The 19,493-nt window shown below is 58.8% G+C and carries 17 protein-coding genes and 2 tRNA genes (1 of these 19 running past the window's edge); 4 read left to right on the top strand and 15 right to left on the bottom strand.

Annotation, left to right across the window (positions count from 1 at the left end; translation table 11 throughout):
* Together AC3WP4_RS26560 and AC3WP4_RS26565 are read right to left on the bottom strand one after the other, a co-directional pair.
* Window positions 1–56: transfer RNA gene (locus tag AC3WP4_RS26560), tRNA-Met, on the bottom strand; it reaches 121 nt to the left of the window's first position.
* 229 nt (window positions 57–285) lie between these two features.
* Window positions 286–362, bottom strand: a tRNA-Met gene (locus AC3WP4_RS26565).
* Between the two features lie 300 nt (window positions 363–662).
* Here AC3WP4_RS26565 and dinB point away from each other — a divergent pair.
* A complete protein-coding gene (gene dinB / locus AC3WP4_RS26570) occupies window positions 663–1,724 on the top strand; it encodes a DNA polymerase IV (RefSeq protein WP_008153950.1) in 1,062 nt (353 codons plus the stop codon).
* A 100-nt stretch (window positions 1,725–1,824) separates the two neighbouring features.
* On the opposite strand, the gene AC3WP4_RS26575 is transcribed toward dinB, so the two are convergent.
* The 4 genes from AC3WP4_RS26575 to AC3WP4_RS26590 form a co-directional block, all read right to left on the bottom strand.
* Complete coding sequence (locus tag AC3WP4_RS26575) at window positions 1,825–2,778, bottom strand: hypothetical protein (protein WP_102615617.1); 954 nt, start codon at window positions 2,776–2,778, stop codon at window positions 1,825–1,827.
* Window positions 2,779–2,795: 17 nt separating this feature from the next.
* Complete coding sequence (locus tag AC3WP4_RS26580; protein WP_074874085.1) at window positions 2,796–4,511, bottom strand: proline--tRNA ligase; 1,716 nt, start codon at window positions 4,509–4,511, stop codon at window positions 2,796–2,798.
* Between the two features lie 142 nt (window positions 4,512–4,653).
* A complete protein-coding gene (locus AC3WP4_RS26585) occupies window positions 4,654–6,213 on the bottom strand; it encodes an AmpG family muropeptide MFS transporter (RefSeq protein WP_074874086.1) in 1,560 nt (519 codons plus the stop codon).
* A 44-nt stretch (window positions 6,214–6,257) separates the two neighbouring features.
* The gene (locus AC3WP4_RS26590; protein ID WP_074874087.1) at window positions 6,258–6,611 is read right to left on the bottom strand and encodes an MGMT family protein; all 354 of its coding nucleotides are present in this window, start codon (window positions 6,609–6,611) and stop codon (window positions 6,258–6,260) included.
* A gap of 164 nt (window positions 6,612–6,775) precedes the next feature.
* On the opposite strand from AC3WP4_RS26590, the gene AC3WP4_RS26595 reads away from it, so the two are divergent.
* Window positions 6,776–7,783 carry a DUF481 domain-containing protein gene (locus AC3WP4_RS26595; protein ID WP_102615616.1) on the top strand — a complete coding sequence of 336 codons (1,008 nt, stop codon included), beginning with the start codon at window positions 6,776–6,778 and terminating at the stop codon, window positions 7,781–7,783.
* Window positions 7,784–7,891: 108 nt separating this feature from the next.
* On the opposite strand, the gene AC3WP4_RS26600 is transcribed toward AC3WP4_RS26595, so the two are convergent.
* Window positions 7,892–8,101, bottom strand: a complete 210-nt coding sequence (locus AC3WP4_RS26600) for a cold-shock protein (protein ID WP_002554837.1) — start codon at window positions 8,099–8,101, stop codon at window positions 7,892–7,894.
* A 355-nt stretch (window positions 8,102–8,456) separates the two neighbouring features.
* Between AC3WP4_RS26600 and dcd the strand changes: the two genes are divergently transcribed.
* Window positions 8,457–9,023: a dCTP deaminase gene (gene dcd, locus AC3WP4_RS26605; protein WP_074874089.1), complete on the top strand. Its 567-nt coding sequence runs from the start codon at window positions 8,457–8,459 to the stop codon at window positions 9,021–9,023.
* Window positions 9,024–9,129: 106 nt separating this feature from the next.
* The gene (locus AC3WP4_RS26610) at window positions 9,130–9,339 is read left to right on the top strand and encodes a hypothetical protein (protein WP_074874090.1); all 210 of its coding nucleotides are present in this window, start codon (window positions 9,130–9,132) and stop codon (window positions 9,337–9,339) included.
* A 111-nt stretch (window positions 9,340–9,450) separates the two neighbouring features.
* Here AC3WP4_RS26610 and AC3WP4_RS26615 read toward each other — a convergent pair whose 3' ends face one another.
* The 8 genes from AC3WP4_RS26615 to AC3WP4_RS26650 all read right to left on the bottom strand — a co-directional run bounded on the left by AC3WP4_RS26615 (window position 9,451) and on the right by AC3WP4_RS26650 (window position 19,328).
* Window positions 9,451–10,215, bottom strand: a complete 765-nt coding sequence (locus tag AC3WP4_RS26615; RefSeq protein ID WP_074874091.1) for an ABC transporter ATP-binding protein — start codon at window positions 10,213–10,215, stop codon at window positions 9,451–9,453.
* A gap of 13 nt (window positions 10,216–10,228) precedes the next feature.
* Window positions 10,229–11,347, bottom strand: a complete 1,119-nt coding sequence (locus AC3WP4_RS26620) for a succinylglutamate desuccinylase/aspartoacylase family protein (protein ID WP_074874092.1) — start codon at window positions 11,345–11,347, stop codon at window positions 10,229–10,231.
* Between the two features lie 24 nt (window positions 11,348–11,371).
* The gene (locus AC3WP4_RS26625) at window positions 11,372–12,082 is read right to left on the bottom strand and encodes an ABC transporter permease (RefSeq protein ID WP_074874093.1); all 711 of its coding nucleotides are present in this window, start codon (window positions 12,080–12,082) and stop codon (window positions 11,372–11,374) included.
* Complete coding sequence (locus tag AC3WP4_RS26630; protein WP_074874094.1) at window positions 12,079–12,807, bottom strand: ABC transporter permease; 729 nt, start codon at window positions 12,805–12,807, stop codon at window positions 12,079–12,081. The genes AC3WP4_RS26625 and AC3WP4_RS26630 overlap by 4 nt, the downstream gene beginning before the upstream one ends.
* Before the next feature lie 56 nt (window positions 12,808–12,863).
* A complete protein-coding gene (locus AC3WP4_RS26635) occupies window positions 12,864–13,646 on the bottom strand; it encodes a transporter substrate-binding domain-containing protein (RefSeq protein ID WP_076029963.1) in 783 nt (260 codons plus the stop codon).
* Window positions 13,647–13,956: 310 nt separating this feature from the next.
* Window positions 13,957–15,642 carry an ATP-dependent DNA ligase gene (locus AC3WP4_RS26640; protein ID WP_102615615.1) on the bottom strand — a complete coding sequence of 562 codons (1,686 nt, stop codon included), beginning with the start codon at window positions 15,640–15,642 and terminating at the stop codon, window positions 13,957–13,959.
* A complete protein-coding gene (locus AC3WP4_RS26645) occupies window positions 15,639–16,673 on the bottom strand; it encodes a ligase-associated DNA damage response exonuclease (RefSeq protein WP_102615614.1) in 1,035 nt (344 codons plus the stop codon). Before AC3WP4_RS26645 ends, AC3WP4_RS26640 begins: the two co-directional genes overlap by 4 nt.
* Window positions 16,674–16,877: 204 nt before the next feature.
* Window positions 16,878–19,328 carry a penicillin acylase family protein gene (locus AC3WP4_RS26650; RefSeq protein ID WP_102615613.1) on the bottom strand — a complete coding sequence of 817 codons (2,451 nt, stop codon included), beginning with the start codon at window positions 19,326–19,328 and terminating at the stop codon, window positions 16,878–16,880.
* Between the last annotated feature and the right edge of the window lie 165 nt (window positions 19,329–19,493).

A 19,493-nucleotide genomic window follows, 5' to 3' on the forward strand; every position in this document is an offset into this window, starting at 1 on the left:
AACCGACGACCTTCGGGTTATGAGCCCGACGAGCTACCAGACTGCTCCATCCCGCGTCTGTGTGGCGGCATTCTACAGGCGAATGCCGGCGTGTCTATCTTTAATCCTGAATCGGGTCAAATAAGCGTAAATGAGCGGCGAACGGTCGTGGGGGAGCGTTAAGTTGCGGAATCAGAACGATTTCTCAAACCTGCAGCGTCAGCCGTTACCGCTCGTTCTATCTTGGTTTTACAAAAGAGACGCGCACAAAAAAGGCCACTCTTTCGAGTAGCCTTTTTTGATGTTTGGTTGCGGGAGCCGGATTTGAACCGACGACCTTCGGGTTATGAGCCCGACGAGCTACCAGACTGCTCCATCCCGCGTCTGTGTGGCGGCATTCTACAGAGGATCGGCAGGCTGTCAACCTTCAGTCTAGAGAAAACCTCTTCCTGTTCAATCGCTTAGCTTGAAAACAGGACGGGGTAATTGGCTGTAAGGTCGGTATGGCAAGGCTTTCAGCTCTATCGGTTGAAGCTTGGCGATTGAGAAAATAAATTCATCGACGCTTTTCCTACAGCTGGAAAAGAACATTCAGACTACTGGTGCTATATACAGGTGCCAGTGAGATACTGCCGATCTGACTCGCCAATACTCTGTTTCTTCACCATGAACACTGCTTTTATATGACGCAGCGAAAAATCATCCACGTCGATTGTGACTGCTTCTACGCCGCCATCGAGATGCGGGACGACCCGCGCCTGGCCGGAAAGCCTCTGGCGGTGGGCGGTTCTGCGGATCGACGTGGCGTGATCGCCACTTGCAATTATGAGGCGCGGGCTTATGGGGTGCGCTCGGCCATGTCGTCCGGGCATGCCTTGAAGCTGTGCCCGGACCTGACCATCGTCAAGCCACGCATGGACGCCTATAGAGAAGCCTCTAAGGAAATACACACGATCTTTCGCGATTACACCGACTTGATCGAGCCGCTTTCCCTGGATGAGGCTTACCTCGACGTGTCTGACAGTGCGCATTTCGGTGGTAGCGCCACACGGATCGCCCAGGACATTCGTCGTCGCGTCTCTAATCAATTGCACATCACCGTTTCGGCGGGTGTTGCGCCGAACAAGTTTCTGGCCAAGATCGCCAGCGACTGGAAGAAGCCCAACGGCTTGTTCGTCATTACGCCGGATCAGGTCGAGGATTTTGTCAGTGGTTTGCCGGTGAGCAAGCTGCACGGCGTTGGCAAAGTGACCGCAGACAAATTAGGCCGGCTTGGTATCGTCGACTGCTCCCATCTGCGTGAATGGGACAAGTTGGCGCTAGTGCGCGAATTCGGCAGCTTCGGTGAGCGACTCTGGAGCCTGGCCCGTGGGATCGATGACCGGTTGGTGCACAACGACAGTCGTCGGCAGTCAATCAGTGTCGAAAACACCTACGACGTGGATTTGCCGGATCTGGTGAGCTGCCTCGATAAATTACCCGAATTACTGGAAACCCTGGCCGGCCGCATGGCGCGAATCGACAGCAGCTATCGGCCGGGCAAGCCGTTCGTCAAAGTGAAATTCCATGACTTCACCCAGACCACTCTGGAGCAGGCCGGGGCAGGGCGGGATTTGGGCAGCTATCAGTTGTTGCTGACCCAGGCGTTCAATCGCGGCGGGAAACCGGTGCGGTTGCTGGGGATTGGGGTGCGGCTGGAGGATTTGCGAGGCGGTTTTGAACAGATGGAGTTGTTTGAACGGTAGGTTTTGCAATGAATATGAGGGCCTCATCGCGAGCAGGTTCGCTCCCACAGGGACGATGCAGTACCTGTGGGAGCGAGCCTGCTCGCGATGCTTTTAGATCTTAATTCGGTCCCGGATCCGCTACCAGTCGCCCGGCATCCTTGGTCAACGACTTGAGGAATTCGGTCTGCAATTCAGGATCGTTGCGCGTCAGTTCGATCAGGCTTTGTTCCAGTTCGGTGGCTTCTTCTTCCAGCCCCAGTTCCGACAAACGTTTGACCCTGTGTACCCACTGGCTCACTTCGTCATCTTCGAGGTCGTCGTAAATCAGCCCGTGAGCTTCGAGCAACTTGCCGCGCAAGGAGCTACTGACCGCCAGGGCCGAATTGGTGTGCACGTCGTCCTGTGCATCCTGGACACTGATCAGCAACCGGCTCAAATGATTGATGTCGTGTTCGGCAAACGGGCTGTCCAGCAGGTTCACGCGCAATACACCGTTTTTGTCGGTGCTCATCTCGAACGTTTCCTTGCCGGCCTTGACCTCAACCGGACGCTCGCTCCATGGCAGGCTCGAGTATTCGGTGCGCTTGTCGAGCTGGACCTCGTCGATTCCCGCCAGGTTCTGTTGCGCGCGACCATGAGACTGTACGTTCATGAACGGGTTGAGCCCGGCGAAACCGTAGCTCAACCAGTCTTTCGTCACGCTGTCCGGCAGGTTGCCGAGGGCGAACACGTTGACCACGTTCGCACCGACACCGGCCACCACGGCCACCGCACCCAGCGGGATCTCGTAAGCCTCCCGCCAGGGTTGGTACGGCGTGTAGCGGTCGTAGTGGCGTGTGACTTCGAATTCGGTGACTTCGAAAGTCTTCTGCTCGTGGATCTTCACCCGACGTTGCGGCAACTCAAGCACCTTTGGCTCGCCGACATCAATCTGCAGGCTGTGATCGAGCAATTTACGCTCGACACGTTCCTCGTGCTCGCTGCGTTGTGACATTTGATTGGCACAGCCGCTGACCAGCAGGGCGCCGCACAGGGCGGCACCACCGAGGCCTAAGGTGTTTCGCTTGAACATGACTTCTCTATCTGGTGTCAGCGGCGGATGCGGGACTGAAGGAAGGACAGCACGTCTGCCACCGGCAGCGCTTGCGCTTCGGGCTCGGTGCGGCTCTTGTATTCAAGATTGCCTTCGGCGAGGCCGCGGTCACTGACCACGATCCGGTGAGGAATGCCGATCAGCTCCATGTCCGCGAACTTGATGCCCGGGCTGGTTTTCTTGTCGCGATCGTCCAGCAGTACTTCGAAGCCGGCGGCAGTCAATTGTGCATACAGCTTGTCGGTGGCTTCGCGAACCTGTTCGGTTTCATAGCGCAGCGGTACCAGCGCGACCTGGAACGGGGCCAGCGTGTCACTCCAGATGATCCCGTTGGCGTCGTTGTTCTGCTCGATGGCCGCAGCCACCACGCGGGAAACGCCGATGCCGTAGCAACCCATTTCCAGGGTGACCGGCTTGCCATTTTCGCCCAGCACTTCGCACTTCATCGCTTTGCTGTACTTGTTGCCCAGCTGGAAGATGTGCCCGACTTCGATGCCGCGTTTGATTTCCAGGGTGCCCTTGCCATCCGGGCTTGGGTCGCCAGCGACCACGTTGCGCAGGTCGGCAACGGTCGGAACTGGCAGATCACGCTCCCAGTTCACGCCGAAGTAGTGCTTGTCATCAATGTTGGCACCGATGCCGAAGTCGCTCATCAGCTCGACGGAGCGGTCGATGATGATTGGCAGCGGCAGGTTCAACGGACCGAGGGAACCGGCGCCGGCGCCAATGGCGTCACGCAGTTCGGCTTCGGAGGCCATGACCAGTGGGCTGGCAACGCCAGGCTGGTTGCCGGCCTTGATTTCGTTCAGTTCGTGGTCGCCACGGATGATCAGGGCAATCAGCTTGCCTTTCTCTTCAGCGTGAACCACCAGGGTCTTGATGGTCTTTTCAATCGGCAGGTTGAAGCCTTCGACCAGTTGCGCGATGGTCTTGCAGTTCGGCGTGTCGACCAGGCGCAGCTCTTCGGCAGGCGCGGCGCGGGAAGTCTCGCGTGGCACGGCTTCGGCTTTCTCGATGTTCGCCGCGTAGTCGGAACCGTTGCTGAAGACGATATCGTCTTCGCCGGATTCGGCCAGCACGTGGAATTCGTGGGAGCCGGCACCGCCGATCGAGCCGTTGTCGGCTTCAACCGGGCGGAATTTCAGGCCCAGGCGGGTGAACACGTTGCAATACGCCTGGTGCATGCGGTCGTAGGTGATCTGCAGCGATGGCTGGTCAGCGTGGAAGGAGTAGGCGTCCTTCATGATGAATTCGCGGCCGCGCATCAAACCGAAGCGTGGGCGGATTTCGTCACGGAATTTGGTCTGGATCTGGTACAGGTTGATCGGCAGCTGTTTGTAGCTGCTCAACTCGTTGCGCATCAGGTCAGTGATGACTTCTTCGTGAGTCGGGCCGGCGCAGAAATCGCGACCATGGCGATCCTTGAAGCGCAACAATTCAGGGCCGTACTCTTCCCAGCGACCGGATTCTTGCCACAGCTCAGCCGGTTGGGTGCTCGGCATCAACACTTCGAGAGAGCCCGCGGCGTTCATTTCTTCACGAACGATGGCTTCGACCTTGCGCATTACTCGCAAGCCCATCGGCAGCCAGGTGTACAGGCCCGAGGCGAGTTTGCGGATCATGCCGGCGCGCAGCATCAGCTGATGGCTGATCACGACCGCATCGGAAGGCGTTTCTTTCTGTGTGGCGAGCAAAAATTGACTGGTGCGCATGGTTGGCCGTTGTCGGTTGCTGATGACGAGAAATGACGGGCATTGTACGGGCGAGATCCGCTGGCGTACAGGCGTGCGGTCGGCTGTGTGGCAGGAGGGCGAGAATCACTCAGCCCTCGGTGATGCTTCCTACGTATAGAGCCTACGACTCTTCCGCCACCTGAGTCGGAATCGGTTCCGGCGTGGGGGTCGGGCCTTCACGGCGGCTCTCCTGGAACCAGTGCAGGGCAATCAGCAATAGTGTCGGAACGCCGAGCAGGGCGGTGATCAGGAAAAAATCGTGATAACCGAATTTCTCCACCATGACCCCCGAGTAGCCGCCGATCAGGCGTGGCAGCAAGAGCATGATCGAGCTGAGCAGGGCGTACTGGGTCGCGGAGAACTTCAGGTTGGTCAGGCTCGACAGGTAGGCGACAAACGCTGAGGTCGCCAGGCCCGAGCTGAAGTTATCCAGGGAAATGGTGGCGATCAGCATGTTCAGGTTGGCGCCCATGTCGGCGAGCATCAGGAACAGCAGGTTGGTGCCGGCTGATGCAATGCCGCCGATGAGCAGAATCGGCAAGATACCGAAGCGCACAATCAGCAGGCCGCCCATGCCGGCACCGACCAGCGTCATGATCAGGCCAAAGATCTTGCTGACGCTGGCAATCTGGTCCTTGGTGAAGCCCTGGTCGATGTAGAACACATTCGCCATCACGCCCATGACCGTATCGGACATCCGATAGGTGGCGATTAGTCCAAGCAACAGGAACGCTTGCCAGCGGTAGCGCAGAATGAAGTCGTTGATCGGCGTCAGCACCGGCGCCAGGCCACGGCGGCCAATGGCCGACAGGCACATGGCGGTGAGCGTGGTGTAGAGGATCGCCCGCAGGAATGCGCGGTCTTCGAGCAGCAGGTCGAGCACGCTCACACCGTCGAACAGCACGCTGGCGAAATCGGTGTTGTACAACTGAGTGAACATGGCCGGCACGGAAACCAACAGCACGATCAGCACAAACACCGATGCCAGTTGATGCACAAAGCTGTAGCGCCCGGCCTGAAGCTGGGTGCGCAGCGGCACCGGCGGTTCGCGCATGAAAAAGGACGTGAGCAGTGCCGGAACCATCAAGGCACCGAACAGGATGTAGGTGCCGGCCCATGCCGAATGCTTATAGTTGAAACCGGTAGAGCCGAAGCCTTCAGCGAAGAACAGGGCGCCAGCGGTGGCCAGCAGCGCGGCGATCCGATAACCGGACATGTAACTGGCGGCGAGGGCGGCCTGACGAGTGTCGTCGGCGATTTCCAGGCGATAGGCGTCGACCGCGATGTCTTGCGTCGCCGAAGCGAAGGCGACAACTACAGCAATAGCGATCAGCCACGACAAATGCTTTTGCGGGTCGCAGAAACCCATCCCGATCAGGCCGAGAATGACCAGTGCCTGTGAAAGTACCAGCCAGGAACGTCGGCGACCGAGCTTGCCGAGCAATGGCAGGCGCCATTGGTCGAGCAGCGGTGACCAGACCCATTTAAAGGCGTAGGCCAGGCCGATGAGGCTTGCATAGCCAATGGTTTCGCGAGCCACACCGGCTTCACGCAGCCAGACTGAAAGTGTCGAAAACACCAGCATGTAGGGCAGGCCGGCGGCGAAACCAAGCAGCAACAGTACAAGCGTCGAAGGGCTGGCATAGGCGGCGAGCGCGGCGCGCCAGGTTTTACGGGGCATGGGCTGGAGTCTGCCTCAAGAAATACGGAAACAAAGCGCGCACTCTAACCGCTGTGCTCTACCGGGCGCCAGCCATGGCGCTGAATATCAACACGATTGTTCAGGATACTGATGCCCTCCATGCGCAAACGCGCGCGTTGTTCATCCCCCGAAGGGCTGCCGGCAGGCAAGCTGATACGTCCGCCGGCGCCGAGCACGCGGTGCCAGGGTAATTTGCTGTCGCCCGGCAGTTGGCTCAGCGTTCGCCCGACGAAGCGGGCGGCGCGACCCAGTCCCGCCAACTCGGCGAGCTGACCATAACTGACAACTTTGCCCTCGGGGACTTGCGCCAGAGTCAGGTACAACGCCGTGCGTCGGATTTGCGCCGGACTATCGGTAGCAGTGAGTGAGTCGGTCACATCGGCAGTTCCTGAAAAAAGTTCGCTTTACCGTCTGTAGAGTAAATCCTGGATCACCTATTGAGAAATGAACTCATTAGAAATAGTTGGGTCAGTCCTTGCTAGGGTCTTATTCGTATGGATAATGCCGACTTTTTTTCGCAAACTTGAGCCTGTATTTGCTTATGTTGTCCAGAACCCTGCTGTGCCTCGCTGTCGTCAGTGCCTCCACACCCTTGCTCGCCGATACTGTCTGGTTGAAGAACGGTGACAAGCTGAGCGGCAAGATCGTCGTTTTCGATGGCGGCAAGCTGTTGATCCAGACCGAATACGCCGGTGCCGTCCCGATCGACTGGAAGCAGGTCAAAACCCTGGAAAGCGATCAACAGTTGCTGGTCAAGCAGGACGCCTACAATGGTGAAAAAGCCAAGGCACTGCATGCGGCAGAAGACGGCAAGGTCACCCTGGCCAATGGTGACACTCCCAAGACGGTGGAACTGGCAAGCATTCAGCAGATTCTCAAGCCCAAGCCTGTCGTTGAGGATTTGGTGTGGAAGGGGCATGTCGATGCCGCGCTGGATTATCAGCGAGCCGAGAAAGACACCGACGATTACGATATCGACTTCAAGACCAGTGCGCGTCATGGCAGATGGCGACATACCGCTGAAGGCGAGTACAACCGCGAATTTCAGGATGACGTGGTCACTACCGACAACTGGCGCGGCGAATACTCGCTCGATCGCTTCCTGACCGAAAAATGGTTCTGGCAGGGGCGCGCAGTCTATAAACGTGACAAGGTCGAAGAGCTCTCTCGTCAGCGCACCGTCGGTACCGGTCCGGGTTACCAGTTCTGGGATAACGAACTGGGCGCATTCTCGCTAGGCTCGCTGCTCAACCGCACCGACTATGAGTTCAGCGATGGCAGCAAGGAAAACTTCTACTCCCTGGCGATGAAATGGGATTACAACCGCTACCTGATCGGCAAGCAGGTGGAATTCTTCACCAATGGCGAAGTGGGCAAGCCGTTGTCGGGCGTGGCAGATTACGCGCTCGATGCCGAGCTGGGCTTGCGCTACAAGGTGACTGAGTGGGCGTCGCTTAACCTGAAGGCCGAGCGAGATATCATCAGCGGCACCGACGATGCGGATTTGAACAAGACCCGCTACACCGCCGGGTTTGGCGTGACTTGGTAAGACGCAAAAAATCGCAGCCATGGGCTGCGATTTTTTTTGCCTGCAAAACAGACAGGCACAAAAAAGCCCCGCTTTGAGGGCGGGGCTTTTTACTAAAGCAAGTACAAGTTAGATAACTTGAACTTCTTCAGCTTGCATGCCTTTCTGACCGCGGGTAGCGATGAAAGAAACCTGTTGGCCTTCTTTCAGGCTTTTGAAGCCGTCGGATTGGATAGCTTTGAAGTGAACGAACAGGTCGTCACCGGATTGTGGAGTGATGAAGCCGAAGCCTTTTTCATCGTTGAACCACTTAACGGTACCAGTTTGGCGATTAGACATGGTGTAACTCCTTGAACAAAGATAACTGCGACGCAGGAAGAACCCTGGCCGAGACTGAGTGCAAAGAGCAGGAAAAATTCTTGTAGATGGTTGGATCGAAATTCAACATATCGTGTAGAGATTCTCAGTGACACAAGCAGCACAGTGGCGCCACCTTAACCCTTTTTCCGGAACGTGCCAATGCTTCCTGCAAAGGTTTCTCTGTTTTCGTGACTGACGGTCCGCCGGTTTACCCGCAAGGGCCGGAAATTACGGGGGTATCGGCAAAGTTTGTGCCTCGGACTTTGAACCCGAAGCGTGCGCCCGGTAAGATGCCGGACAGATTTTTTCCACCTCGCTATTCAGGACACCCGCCATGAGCATCAAATCGGACAAGTGGATTCGCCGCATGGCGCAAGAGCACGGCATGATCGAGCCCTTCGTAGAGCGCCAGATGCGCGGCGAAGGCGCCGACCGAGTGATTTCCTACGGCGTGTCGAGCTATGGCTACGACGTACGCTGCGCCGATGAATTCAAAGTGTTCACCAACATCAATTCGGCGACCGTTGATCCGAAGAACTTCGACGAGAAGAGCTTCGTCGACGTCAAGAGCGATGTCTGCATCATTCCGCCGAACTCCTTTGCCTTGGCACGCACCGTGGAATTCTTCCGTATTCCGCGCAATGTGCTGACGATCTGCCTGGGTAAAAGCACCTACGCGCGTTGCGGCATTATCGTCAACGTGACGCCGCTTGAGCCTGAGTGGGAAGGCCACGTGACCCTGGAATTCTCCAACACCACCACGCTGCCGGCAAAAATCTACGCCAACGAAGGTGTGGCTCAGATGCTGTTCTTCGAATCCGACGAAGAGTGCGAAGTGTCCTACAAGGACCGTGGCGGCAAGTATCAGGGCCAGCGCGGCGTCACCCTGCCGCGCACCTGATCCGTTCGTCTGGCAAATCGTGGGAATTCTTGAGCGGGTAGACACTCTATGGGGTGTACTGCCCGGTTCGCGCAACGCGGACGGGGCCATCGCTCAGGAGTGCTTTATGAAGATCGATCCGCGAATAAGTGCCGAACTGGCAAGGCTTGAGCCCAATCAGGTTGGCGTTTTGGCCTGGTCCTTGTTGGCACATCCACCTATCGACATGGCAGGGGGTATCCCCGGTCAGCCTGATCCCGATACCCCCAACGAACAACCCACCGAGCCCGGTGAGCCTACCTTGCCGGATGAGCCGCCTCCTGCGCCCGTTGCCTGATACCAAAACGCGTGTAGGAGCAAAGCTTGCTCGCGATGAACGCGACGCGGTCTATTAACGACCGAGTTATCGTTCATCGCGAGCAAGCTTTGCTCCTACGGGTGGTGGGGGTTACTTGAGGTTGCCGCTCAGGAACTGCTTCAACCGCTCACTCTTCGGATTGCCCAATACGTCTTCCGGTGTACCTTCTTCCTCCACCAACCCCTGGTGCAGGAACAGCACCTGATTCGAGACCTTGCGGGCGAAGCTCATTTCGTGGGTCACCATGATCATGGTTCGGCCTTCTTCGGCCAGGCCCTGGATCACCCTGAGCACCTCACCCACCAGTTCGGGATCGAGGGCCGAGGTGGGTTCGTCGAACAGCATCACTTCCGGCTCCATGGCGAGTGCCCGGGCAATCGCCACGCGTTGCTGCTGACCTCCGGAAAGAAACGCCGGGTATTGATCCGCCACGCGCGAGGCCAGGCCCACTTTGTCGAGATAGCGTCGGGCACGGTCTTCGGCTTCCTGCTTGCTGCACCCCAGCACCCGGCGCGGGGCCATGGTGATGTTTTCCAGCACCGTCATGTGGCTCCACAGGTTGAAGTGCTGGAACACCATGGCCAGGCGGGTGCGGATCCGTTGCAGTTCATTGGCATCGGCCACGTGCATACCGTGGCGATCCTTGATCATGCGGATGTTCTGGCCGTCCAGGCTCATGGCGCCGTCATTGGGCTGTTCGAGAAAGTTGATGCAGCGCAGGAAGGTACTTTTGCCCGAGCCGCTGGCGCCGATCAGGCTGATGACGTCGCCGGTGTTGGCCTTGAGCGAAACGCCTTTGAGTACTTGATGTTCGCCATAGCTTTTATGCAGGCCTTCAATGGTCAGTTTGTACATGGGGCATGCATCCTCAAGGCGAAAGTAGGTAGCCACTGCGATAGGCTTCGGTGCCCGCAATGTGGGCGATCACCATGCCAGCAGTGGCCATGCGCCGTAGCGAGCGGGCGTACATCAACCCGGCGACGGTGCAATGAACGGGGGTGACGCGGTCAAGGATCGGGTCGATGATTTCAGCGATCAGTTGCCCGGCTTCGAGGTATTCCCCGGGTAGCGCGGTGAACACCAGCAGCCCGCCGACCGGTGTCGCTACCGGTTCAACGCCGGCTAGCGGCGTAGCCGGGTAGGGCAGTTCAGGCAGCGAAGCAGGTTCGCCGGCAATGGCGCCGAAGTGAGTCAGGTAATTGATCAGCGCCTGGCAATCGAGGCTGGCCAGCGGGTGATTGACGTCACCCTGGCCGCGCAATTCGACGGTGACCGAAAAACTGCCCAGCGGAATATCGAAGTGTTCGCCGAAGCGTTCCTTCAACTGCCACCAGAGCAGGGTGAAACATTCATCGAACGACTGACCGCCGGAGTCGGTGGCCAGCAGGCTGGCTTCGGCACCGATATAACGCGCCAATGGCTCGACCTGCGGCCAGGCCTCGGGCGTGGTGTAAAGGTGCGCGACCGCTTCGAAATCGCAATGCAGGTCCAGCACCATGTCGGCATCGCAGGCTAGCCGTTGCAGAACCAGGCGCTGGGATTGCAGTTGCGTGCTGGCGGTCTGTCGGGCGAGGGCATTGCGCAGGCTGCTGCGAATCAGTTCGAGGTTGCGCTGCGGATCGTCGCCGAGCCGGCCTTCGATCTCGTTGCCGACGGCTTCGCTCAGGTCGACGAACCAGCGATTGAAGTTCTGCCCGCTTTCGAGGTCGTAACGGCCCAGCGGTACATCCATCAGTATTTGTTCGAGGCCAACCGGATTGGCCACCGGCACCAGCACGATTTCGCTGCGCAGACGGCCGGCGGCTTCGAGTTCCGCCAGACGTTGCTTGAGGTGCCAGGCAACCAGCATGCCGGGCATTTCGTCGGCATGCAGGGATGACTGGATGTAAATCTTGCCTTTGGCCGATGAGGGGCCGAAGTGAAAGCTGTGAATCTGTCGAGCGGTCCCCGGCAGCGGGGCCAGCAAGTCATGAATCTGGTGGCGCATGTCTCTTTATCCCTAAAGCGGGTCCTAGTGGGTCGGCCCGAGGAAGGCCAGCCATCGGCGTTCGGCGAGGCGGAACAGGCCGACCAGCGCAAAGGTAACGGTCAGGTAGATCAGCGCGGCGATGCCGAACGACTGGAAGGTCAGGAAGGTCGCCGAGTTGGCGTCCCGCGCGACTTTCAATACGTCCGGGATGGTCGCGGTGAATGCCACGGTGGTCGAGTGCAGCATCAAAATTACTTCGTTGCTGTAATAAGGCAACGAACGACGCAGGGCCGAAGGCATGATCACGTAGGCATAAAGCTTCCAGCCTGTCAGACCGTAAGCCTTGGCCGCTTCCACTTCACCATGCGCCATGCTGCGAATCGCCCCGGCGAAAATCTCCGTGGTGTAGGCACAGGTGTTCAGGGCGAAAGCCAGGATCGTGCAGTTCATCGCATCGCGAAAGAACGCATCAAGCACAGGTTGGGCGCGCACGGCAGCCAGACTGTAAATCCCGGTGTAGCAGATCAGCAGCTGAATATAGAGCGGCGTACCCCGGAACAGATAGGTGAAGAACTGAACCGGCCAGCGGATGTAGAAGTGCGGCGAAACCCGGGCGATGGACAGCGGGACCGACACCACGAAACCGATGAAGATCGACGCGCTGAGCAGCCACATGGTCATGGCCAGGCCGGTGATGTTGTAGCCGTCGGTATAAAGGAAAGGTTTCCAGTATTCCTGCAAGAGCTCGATCATCGTACGGCCTCCCGGGAACCGGCGGCGTAGCGGCGTTCGAGCCAGCGCAGGACGAAGTTGGAGGCACTGGTGATCACCAGATAAATCAGTGCTGCAAGCACCAGGAAGTAGAACAGTTGATAAGTGCTTTTGCCGGCATCCTGCGCCGCCTTGACCAGATCGGCCAGGCCGATGATAGAGACCAGGGCTGTGGCCTTGAGCATCACCATCCAGTTGTTACCGATACCCGGCAGGGCAAAACGCATCATCTGCGGGAACACCACGATCCAGAAACGCTGGCCGCGCTTGAGGCCATACGCGGTTGCCGCTTCGACCTGGCCCCGTGGGACCGCGAGAATCGCGCCACGGAAGGTTTCGGTGAAATACGCGCCATAAATGAAGCCCAGGGTGATAACCCCAGCGCTGAACGGGTTGATCTCGATGTATTCCCATTCCATGAAATCGGTAAACGACGTCAGCCAGGTTTGCAGGCTGTAGAAGATCAACAGCATCAGCACCAGGTCCGGCACACCGCGAATCAGTGTGGTGTAGAGCTGGGCCGGTATGCGCACCAGTTTGACTTTTGACAGCTTGGCGCTGGCGCCGAGCAAGCCGAGCAAAACGGCCACCAACAGCGACAACACCGACAATTTGATGGTCATCCAGGTGCCTTCCATCAGCAACGGGCCGAAGCCGTGGAGGCTGAAGGCGGAGAGCCCCAGGTTTTGTAATAGGTTTTCGAACATAAATCAGCAACCTGATCGGAAGAAAAAAGCGCCCATCGCAAGATGGGCGCCGGGCATCATTTGCCGCTGTACAGATTCAGATCGCCAAAGTGTTTCTTCTGAATGGTGGCGTAGGTGCCATCTTCGTGTAACGCTTTGATACCTTTATTCAAAAGGTCTTTGAGGTCTTTGTTACCTTTAGAGATACCGATAGCTGTTTTGGACGGCAGCAATTCGCTGTCGACCGGCTTGCTGACTTCGTAGCCTTCGCCTTTTGGCGACTTCAAAAAGCCCAGTTCAGCTTGCAGCATGTCCTGGATCGCCGCGTCGAGGCGACCGGAAGTCAGGTCCGAATACACCTGATCCTGGTTCTGATAGGCCTGGGTTTTCACCCCGGCCTTGTCCAGCACGGCTTTAGCGTAGGCTTCCTGAATGGTGCCTTGCTCATAGCCGACGGTCTTGCCCTTCAGCGAAGCGACGTCTGCGGTCAGGCCGGAACCTTTCTTGAACACGTAGGCGGTTGGGCCGGAGAACAGCTCGTCGGAGAAGTCGATGACTTTTTCGCGGGCCGGGGTGACGGTCATCGAAGAGATCACACCGTCGAATTTATTGGCCTTCAAGCCCGGAATCATGCCATCGAAATCACTTTCGACCCATTTGCACTTGACCTTCAGCTCGGCGCAGATCGCGTTACCCAGGTCGATGTCGAAACCTACCAGGTTACCGTCAGCCGCTTTTGACTCAAACGGAGCGTAGGAAGGATCAACGCCAAAACGCAATTCCTTGTATTCCTTGGCCAGCGCGGAACCGGCTGCCATGCACAACGCCAGTGCAGAAAGGGTCAGCAATGCTTTTTTCATTATTCAATCCCTAAAAACCAATATGAGCGCTTGTGGCGCAGAATTATTGTTACTGGAAAGCGTAAGACCCTATGAAAGTAGCAATTTCCGAACCAGAGTCCCGAACAAGTGTTTTAAAAGGTGATTCAAGAAATGGCAAGGAGGGATTTGTGCACGAAAACGGGCGGTGAGAATTTGATGCACCAACATCGATAGGATCACCACAAAACCCTGTGGGAGCGAGCCTGCTCGCGATGAGGGAGTGTCAGTCGAAAAATTGTTAACTGACACACCGCTATCGCGAGCAGGCTCGCTCCCACAAGGGGTCGGATCAGCTGAGTAAATCCTGCAACGTTCCCAAATTGTCCGCTTCCTCGACCGACTTATCCTGCCGCCAACGCAACATCCTCGGGAACCGCACCGCAATCCCGCTCTTGTGTCGCCTGGACAGGGCGATGCCCTCGAATCCCAGTTCAAACACCAGGCTCGGTGTGACACTGCTCACCGGCCCGAATTTCTCTACGGTGGTCTTGCGCACGATACTGTCGACCTGGCGCATTTCTTCGTCGGTCAGCCCCGAATACGCCTTGGCGAACGGCACCAGTGCGCGTTGGCTCGCGCCAGGCGGCCCGTCCCACACGGCGAAGGTGTAATCGCTGTAGAGACTGGCGCGGCGACCATGGCCGCGTTGCGCATAAATCAGCACCGCGTCGACGCTGAAGGGGTCGACTTTCCATTTCCACCAGACGCCCATGTCCTTGGTCCGCCCGACGCCATACAGCGCATCCCGGGCCTTGAGCATCATGCCTTCGACACCAAGCTTGCGGGAGGCTTGCCGCTGTCGGGCGAGGTCGAACCAGTCTTCTCCGGTGAGCAAGGGGGAAAGGAGTAACACCGGGTTGTTGCCGCTGGCGACGACATGTTCCAGTTGTGTGCGACGCCGGGACTGAGGCTGGTTGCGCCAGTCTACACCCTGCCACTCCAGCAAGTCGTAGGCGAGGATCACCACCGGCACTTCTTCGAGGATTTTTTTGTCCAGGGTTTTACGACCGATCCGCTGTTGCAGCAGCGCGAAAGGCTTTACCGCGGGTGCAGCCGGGGAATAGTTGAAGGCGTCCTCGGTGGTGATTTGGTCGGTTTTCCAGGCGACGATTTCACCGTCGATTACCGTGCCGTCGGGCAAGCAGTGAACCAGGCTATCGAGTTCGGGGAAGCGCTCGGTGACCAGCTCTTCACCTCGCGACCAGATCCACAGTCGCCCGTCGCGTTTGACCACCTGGGCGCGAATGCCATCCCACTTCCATTCCACTTGCCAATCGCTGGCCGGGCCGAGCAGGGCTTCGAATTGTTCAACGGGTTGTGATAGCGCGTGAGCGAGGAAAAACGGGTAGGGCTGACCGCCCCGTTGGGCATGTTCGGCAGACGATTCGGCAGCGATCAACTTCAAATAACCGGACGCGCTCGGGCGGTTGGACAGGTCGGTGTAACCCACCAGACGTTGGGCGACGCGTTTGCTGTCGAGCCCGGCCATGGCCGCCAAGGCGCGGGTGACCAGTAACTTGGAAACGCCGACACGGAAACTGCCGGTGATCAGTTTGATGCAGAGCATCAGGCTCTGGCGGTCCAGTTGCGACCACAAGGCCGGCAGTCGCTCGGCGAGGACTTGCGGGGTTTCACCGCGTAGCGGCAGCAGTTTGTGTTCAATCCAGACCGCTAATCCATCGTTGGAACTGTGAAGCGCTCCGGGCATTACCAGCGAAATGGTTTCCGCCAGATCACCGACCGCTTGATAACTTTCTTCGAACAGCCACGGCGAAAGGCCGGAGATTTCCACCGCCAACTCTCGCAGGATGCGTACCGGCACCAGTTGCCGAGGACGCCCGCCGGACAAAAAGTAAACAGCCCATGCGGCATCTTCCGGCGCGGCTTCGGCGAAGTAGTGTTGCATCGCCGCCAGTTTGGCGTTGCTCGAGGTGGTGGCATCGAGTTCGGCATACAAATCGGCGAAGGCCTTCATGGCAGCACCTCGGCGCTCTCGGGTTCGAAGGCTGCGTTTTCGTCCTCATCGTCGCCGTACTCGGTGCTGAAGCTCATGGCATCAAGACCTTGTTCGCGCAGATAGCGCACCAGTACCCCAACCGAACCGTGGGTCACTCTCACGCGCTCGGCACCGGTCTGTTCGATGGCCCAGAGCAGGCCCGGCCAGTCGGCGTGGTCAGACAGTACGAAGCCACGATCCACACCACGTCGCCGCCGAGTGCCGCGCAAACGCATCCAGCCGCTGGCAAAACCATCGCTGTAGTCGCCGAAGCGCCGCATCCAGGTGCTGCCGCCAGCCGAAGGCGGGGCCAGGACCAGCGCCTTGCGCATCAGGGGGTCGCTCTTTTGTACTTCGCCGGCATGGATCGTGGGCGGTAAGTAAATGCCACCTGCGCGATAAACCTGATTGAGCGGTTCCACGGCACCATGCACCAGAATGGGGCCGAGGCTGGCGTCGATGCCGTGGAGAATTCGCTGCGCCTTGCCGAACGCATAGCAGAACAGCACGCTGGTTTTGTCGTCGGCGGCGTTGGCTTGCCACCACTGATTGATCTCGGCAAAAACCTGCGTCTGGGGTTGCCAGCGATAAATCGGCAGACCGAAGGTCGATTCAGTGATGAAGGTATTGCAGCGCACGGGCTCGAACGGCGCGCAAGTGCCGTCGGGTTCGACCTTGTAGTCGCCCGAGGCGACCCAGACTTCGCCGCGATATTCCAGGCGCACCTGTGCCGAGCCGAGGACATGCCCGGCGGGGTGAAAACTCAAAGTGACGCCATGGTGGGTCAGGGGTTGACCGTAAGGCAGGGTTTGCAGGTTGATGCCCTGGCCCAGTCGCGCCCGCAAAATCCCTTCGCCGGGAGCGGCCGCCAGATAATGCCGGTTGCCGATGCGGGCATGGTCGCCGTGAGCGTGGGTGATGACTGAACGTTCGACCGGACGCCACGGGTCGATGTAGAAATCCCCGACCGGGCAGTACAAACCTTCAGGACGCGCGATAACAAGATCCATGTTGTTACCAGAATGAATAGGCCTGTTAGCTAGGAGGTTTGCGCGAGACGAGAAGTTCTATTTTTTTTTCGGGAATTCAAGATCGTTCCCACGCTCTGCGTGGGAACGCCTCAAGGGACGCTCCGCGTCCAGTGACGCGGAGCGTCCCTGGCTGCATTCCCACGCGGAGCGTGGGAACGATCAAGCGGTCAGGTGGAGGCGGGGTTACTTGCCAGGTGTCAGGGTCAACCGCTTGTTGCCGTACACCTTGTCAAAGTTCTGCGGCTGCATCGGCAAGCTCATGTATTGCCCTTTCAGCCACGGATCAATGCTGTCGAGGTAGTTGTGGCTCGCCGGATTACCGGATTGCCCGGTTCCGTTCTGCCCCATCAGCGGTTCCGCCTGGCTGAAGTCGACGATAAAGCGCATGGCGGGCGCCAGGGTGGTGGTGAAATCCTGGCCCCAGGCGAATGCTGCGGTATTCAGTGTGGTGTGGTCGCCACCGGCCGCCAGTGGCCCGCGCACCGTCTGGCCGCTGGCGTTTTTCCATTCGTAGCGGTGCAGTTTGCCCCATTGCCAGGTTTTGTGGTCGCCGCCCAACTGACTGTCGCCCGCGCTGATCGCGGCCGCCAGGCTGCGGGCGAGGATCGCCGGTTTGTCTTCTTTTTGCGGTGTGCGAGCGTCATCCCAGAACGGACTGTCCTCACGCCCCAGCAGGTGATCGGCCTGGGCCGCATAGGACAACTTGCCGTTGGCGATAAAGGCTTTCCACGCCGGGCTGCTTTCCGGGCCCAGTTCGTCGAGGAAGATTTGCTGGGTACTTTGCTGCAGGAACAACTCATAAATAGCTGCATCAGCGGAGGTCGGGCTGAGTTTGCCGTCGAAGGCCATCAGGCGGGTGTACGCCTCGCGAGCCTTGCCACGGTCCGCCTCAGGCAACGCTTCAATGGCCTGCTTGAGTGGTTTGGCCATGCCCGGTGCTTCGAACATTTTCTTCAGCTTGGCCGCGAAAGTGGTGGTCTGGTCGTACTGCATGGCGATCAGGCTGCGTGTGTCATGTTTGCCCACGCCCGCCAGTTCGGCCAGGCGTTCGCCACGCTCCGGCGCCGACCAGGAGTTGGACAGTTGCATGCCGTAGCCATGCGGAATGACTCGCTGGTTGGCGGTGCCGAGCCAGCCTTGGGCCGGATCCTGGTCATAGGGATGGAGCATCGGGTCGGCGTAACCATCCCAATCGTAACGACCTTCCCAGCCCGGCGACGGCAGCAGGCCTTCGCCTTCGCGACGGTTCGGGAAGCGCCCGGTGACTTGCCAACCGATGTTGCTGGCGTCGGCAAATACCAGGTTCAGCGCGATGGCGCGGATTTCGCGGCTGGCGTCCGAGGCTTTCTCGACGGTCTGGGCGCGGGACAGGTCGAAAAACGCGTCCAGGGTCTTGTCATCGGTGAAGTTCGGCGTCTGCAAGGCCAGGCCGAAACCGTTGGCCAGCGTCGTGCCTTGGGCGCTATTGAGCAGCGGGCCATGGCGGGTTTCGTACACCACTTCGCGAATCGGCCGCTGGCCTTTGACGAAGTAGGTTTCGTTGCGCACGATCGCCGGTTGCCATTTGCCACCCACCTCGTAGGAAAGTCCGTTGCCCTGGCGTTTGATTTTTTCCAGGAACAGGTCCTGGTTGTCGCCCATGACAGTGGTCATGCTCCACGCCACTTTGCCGTTGAAACCGCCGAGGACCATCGGCAAACCGGCAACGGTTACGCCAGATGCCTGATACTTGGGCGCGCGGATCTGCACGTAATTGAACAACGACGGCACGCCCAAGGGGCCATGGCTATCGCTGGCCAGCAGGCTTTTGCCGCTGCGGCTGCGTTGCGGGCCGATCGCCCAGTTGTTCGATGAGGTGGCGCCCAGCAGATTCAGATCGGACAGTTGGCTCGTGGCTTTGCTGATCTCGGCCAGCCCCGGGATTTGCCCGTTGAGCTTGATGCCCTGAAGTTTTTCAGCTTCGGCCAGCGGCAGTTTTTCATCGGGGGCGGACGGGGTCAGCCACGGGAGTTTGTCGTTGCTGACGGTCTGGGCCAGCATCAGCGAGGAGATTTCTTCCGGCAGGTTGGCCGATTGACTGAAATTCAGCAGGCAGAAAATCAGCGCCGAGTCTTCCGGCTTCCAGTATTCAGGCTTGTAGCCGGTGGCCGCGAGGTCCGCCGGCAGCTTGTCGCGATAACGGAACAGGTAGGCGTTGACGCCGCGTGCATAGACTTCGAAGAAGCGTTTGAGGCGCGGCGAAGACGCCTTGTACAGCTCGCCGGCGCTTTTCTTCAGATTGACGGCACGCATGTAGCGGTCAGCGTCGAGCAGGTCCGAACCGGACATCTCCGACAAACGACCCTGAGCCAACAGGCGCAACGTGACCATTTGCGTGATGCGGTCGGTGGCGTGGACATAACCGAGGGCGAACAGCGCGTCGTGGAAGGTGTTGCTTTCGATCAGCGGCATGCCCATGGCATTGCGGCGTACCGAAACGTTCTGCGCCAGGCCCTTGAGCGGTTGCACGCCGATGGTCGGCGGGAGGGTGTTCTGGGTGTTCCAGGTCTGACAACCGGTCAGGCTCAAAACACCGGCCACTGCTGCGGCAACGCCGAACCGGGGAAGAAAAAGTGTAAGGGCTGGCGAGGCCATGGCAAAGCTCCTGCGGGGGGTAGCGTCAGTAAAGGCGCTACGTTAGTGAGCAGGAGGTGGCCGCGCAAGCGGCGGCGGGGTTATTTCTTCGGTGATCGTTCCCACGCTCTGCGTGGGAATGCCTCAACGGACGCTCCGCGTTCGGCTCTTGATGGGACGCGGAGC

The sequence above is a fragment of the Pseudomonas sp. FW305-20 genome (genome assembly GCF_058788075.1).

Coding starts and splice junctions, on each gene's coding strand:
- AC3WP4_RS26620 (WP_074874092.1), bottom strand. CDS start 11,347: ATGCGCCACCAGATTCATGACTTGCTGGCCCCGCTGCCGGGGACCGCT.
- AC3WP4_RS26580 (WP_074874085.1), bottom strand. CDS start 4,511: ATGCGCACCAGTCAATTTTTGCTCGCCACACAGAAAGAAACGCCTTCC.
- AC3WP4_RS26645 (WP_102615614.1), bottom strand. CDS start 16,673: ATGGATCTTGTTATCGCGCGTCCTGAAGGTTTGTACTGCCCGGTCGGG.
- dcd (WP_074874089.1), top strand. CDS start 8,457: ATGAGCATCAAATCGGACAAGTGGATTCGCCGCATGGCGCAAGAGCAC.
- AC3WP4_RS26575 (WP_102615617.1), bottom strand. CDS start 2,778: ATGTTCAAGCGAAACACCTTAGGCCTCGGTGGTGCCGCCCTGTGCGGC.
- AC3WP4_RS26640 (WP_102615615.1), bottom strand. CDS start 15,642: ATGAAGGCCTTCGCCGATTTGTATGCCGAACTCGATGCCACCACCTCG.
- AC3WP4_RS26635 (WP_076029963.1), bottom strand. CDS start 13,646: ATGAAAAAAGCATTGCTGACCCTTTCTGCACTGGCGTTGTGCATGGCA.
- AC3WP4_RS26595 (WP_102615616.1), top strand. CDS start 6,776: ATGTTGTCCAGAACCCTGCTGTGCCTCGCTGTCGTCAGTGCCTCCACA.
- AC3WP4_RS26615 (WP_074874091.1), bottom strand. CDS start 10,215: ATGTACAAACTGACCATTGAAGGCCTGCATAAAAGCTATGGCGAACAT.
- AC3WP4_RS26585 (WP_074874086.1), bottom strand. CDS start 6,213: ATGCCCCGTAAAACCTGGCGCGCCGCGCTCGCCGCCTATGCCAGCCCT.
- AC3WP4_RS26610 (WP_074874090.1), top strand. CDS start 9,130: ATGAAGATCGATCCGCGAATAAGTGCCGAACTGGCAAGGCTTGAGCCC.
- AC3WP4_RS26650 (WP_102615613.1), bottom strand. CDS start 19,328: ATGGCCTCGCCAGCCCTTACACTTTTTCTTCCCCGGTTCGGCGTTGCC.
- AC3WP4_RS26625 (WP_074874093.1), bottom strand. CDS start 12,082: ATGATCGAGCTCTTGCAGGAATACTGGAAACCTTTCCTTTATACCGAC.
- AC3WP4_RS26630 (WP_074874094.1), bottom strand. CDS start 12,807: ATGTTCGAAAACCTATTACAAAACCTGGGGCTCTCCGCCTTCAGCCTC.
- dinB (WP_008153950.1), top strand. CDS start 663: ATGACGCAGCGAAAAATCATCCACGTCGATTGTGACTGCTTCTACGCC.
- AC3WP4_RS26600 (WP_002554837.1), bottom strand. CDS start 8,101: ATGTCTAATCGCCAAACTGGTACCGTTAAGTGGTTCAACGATGAAAAA.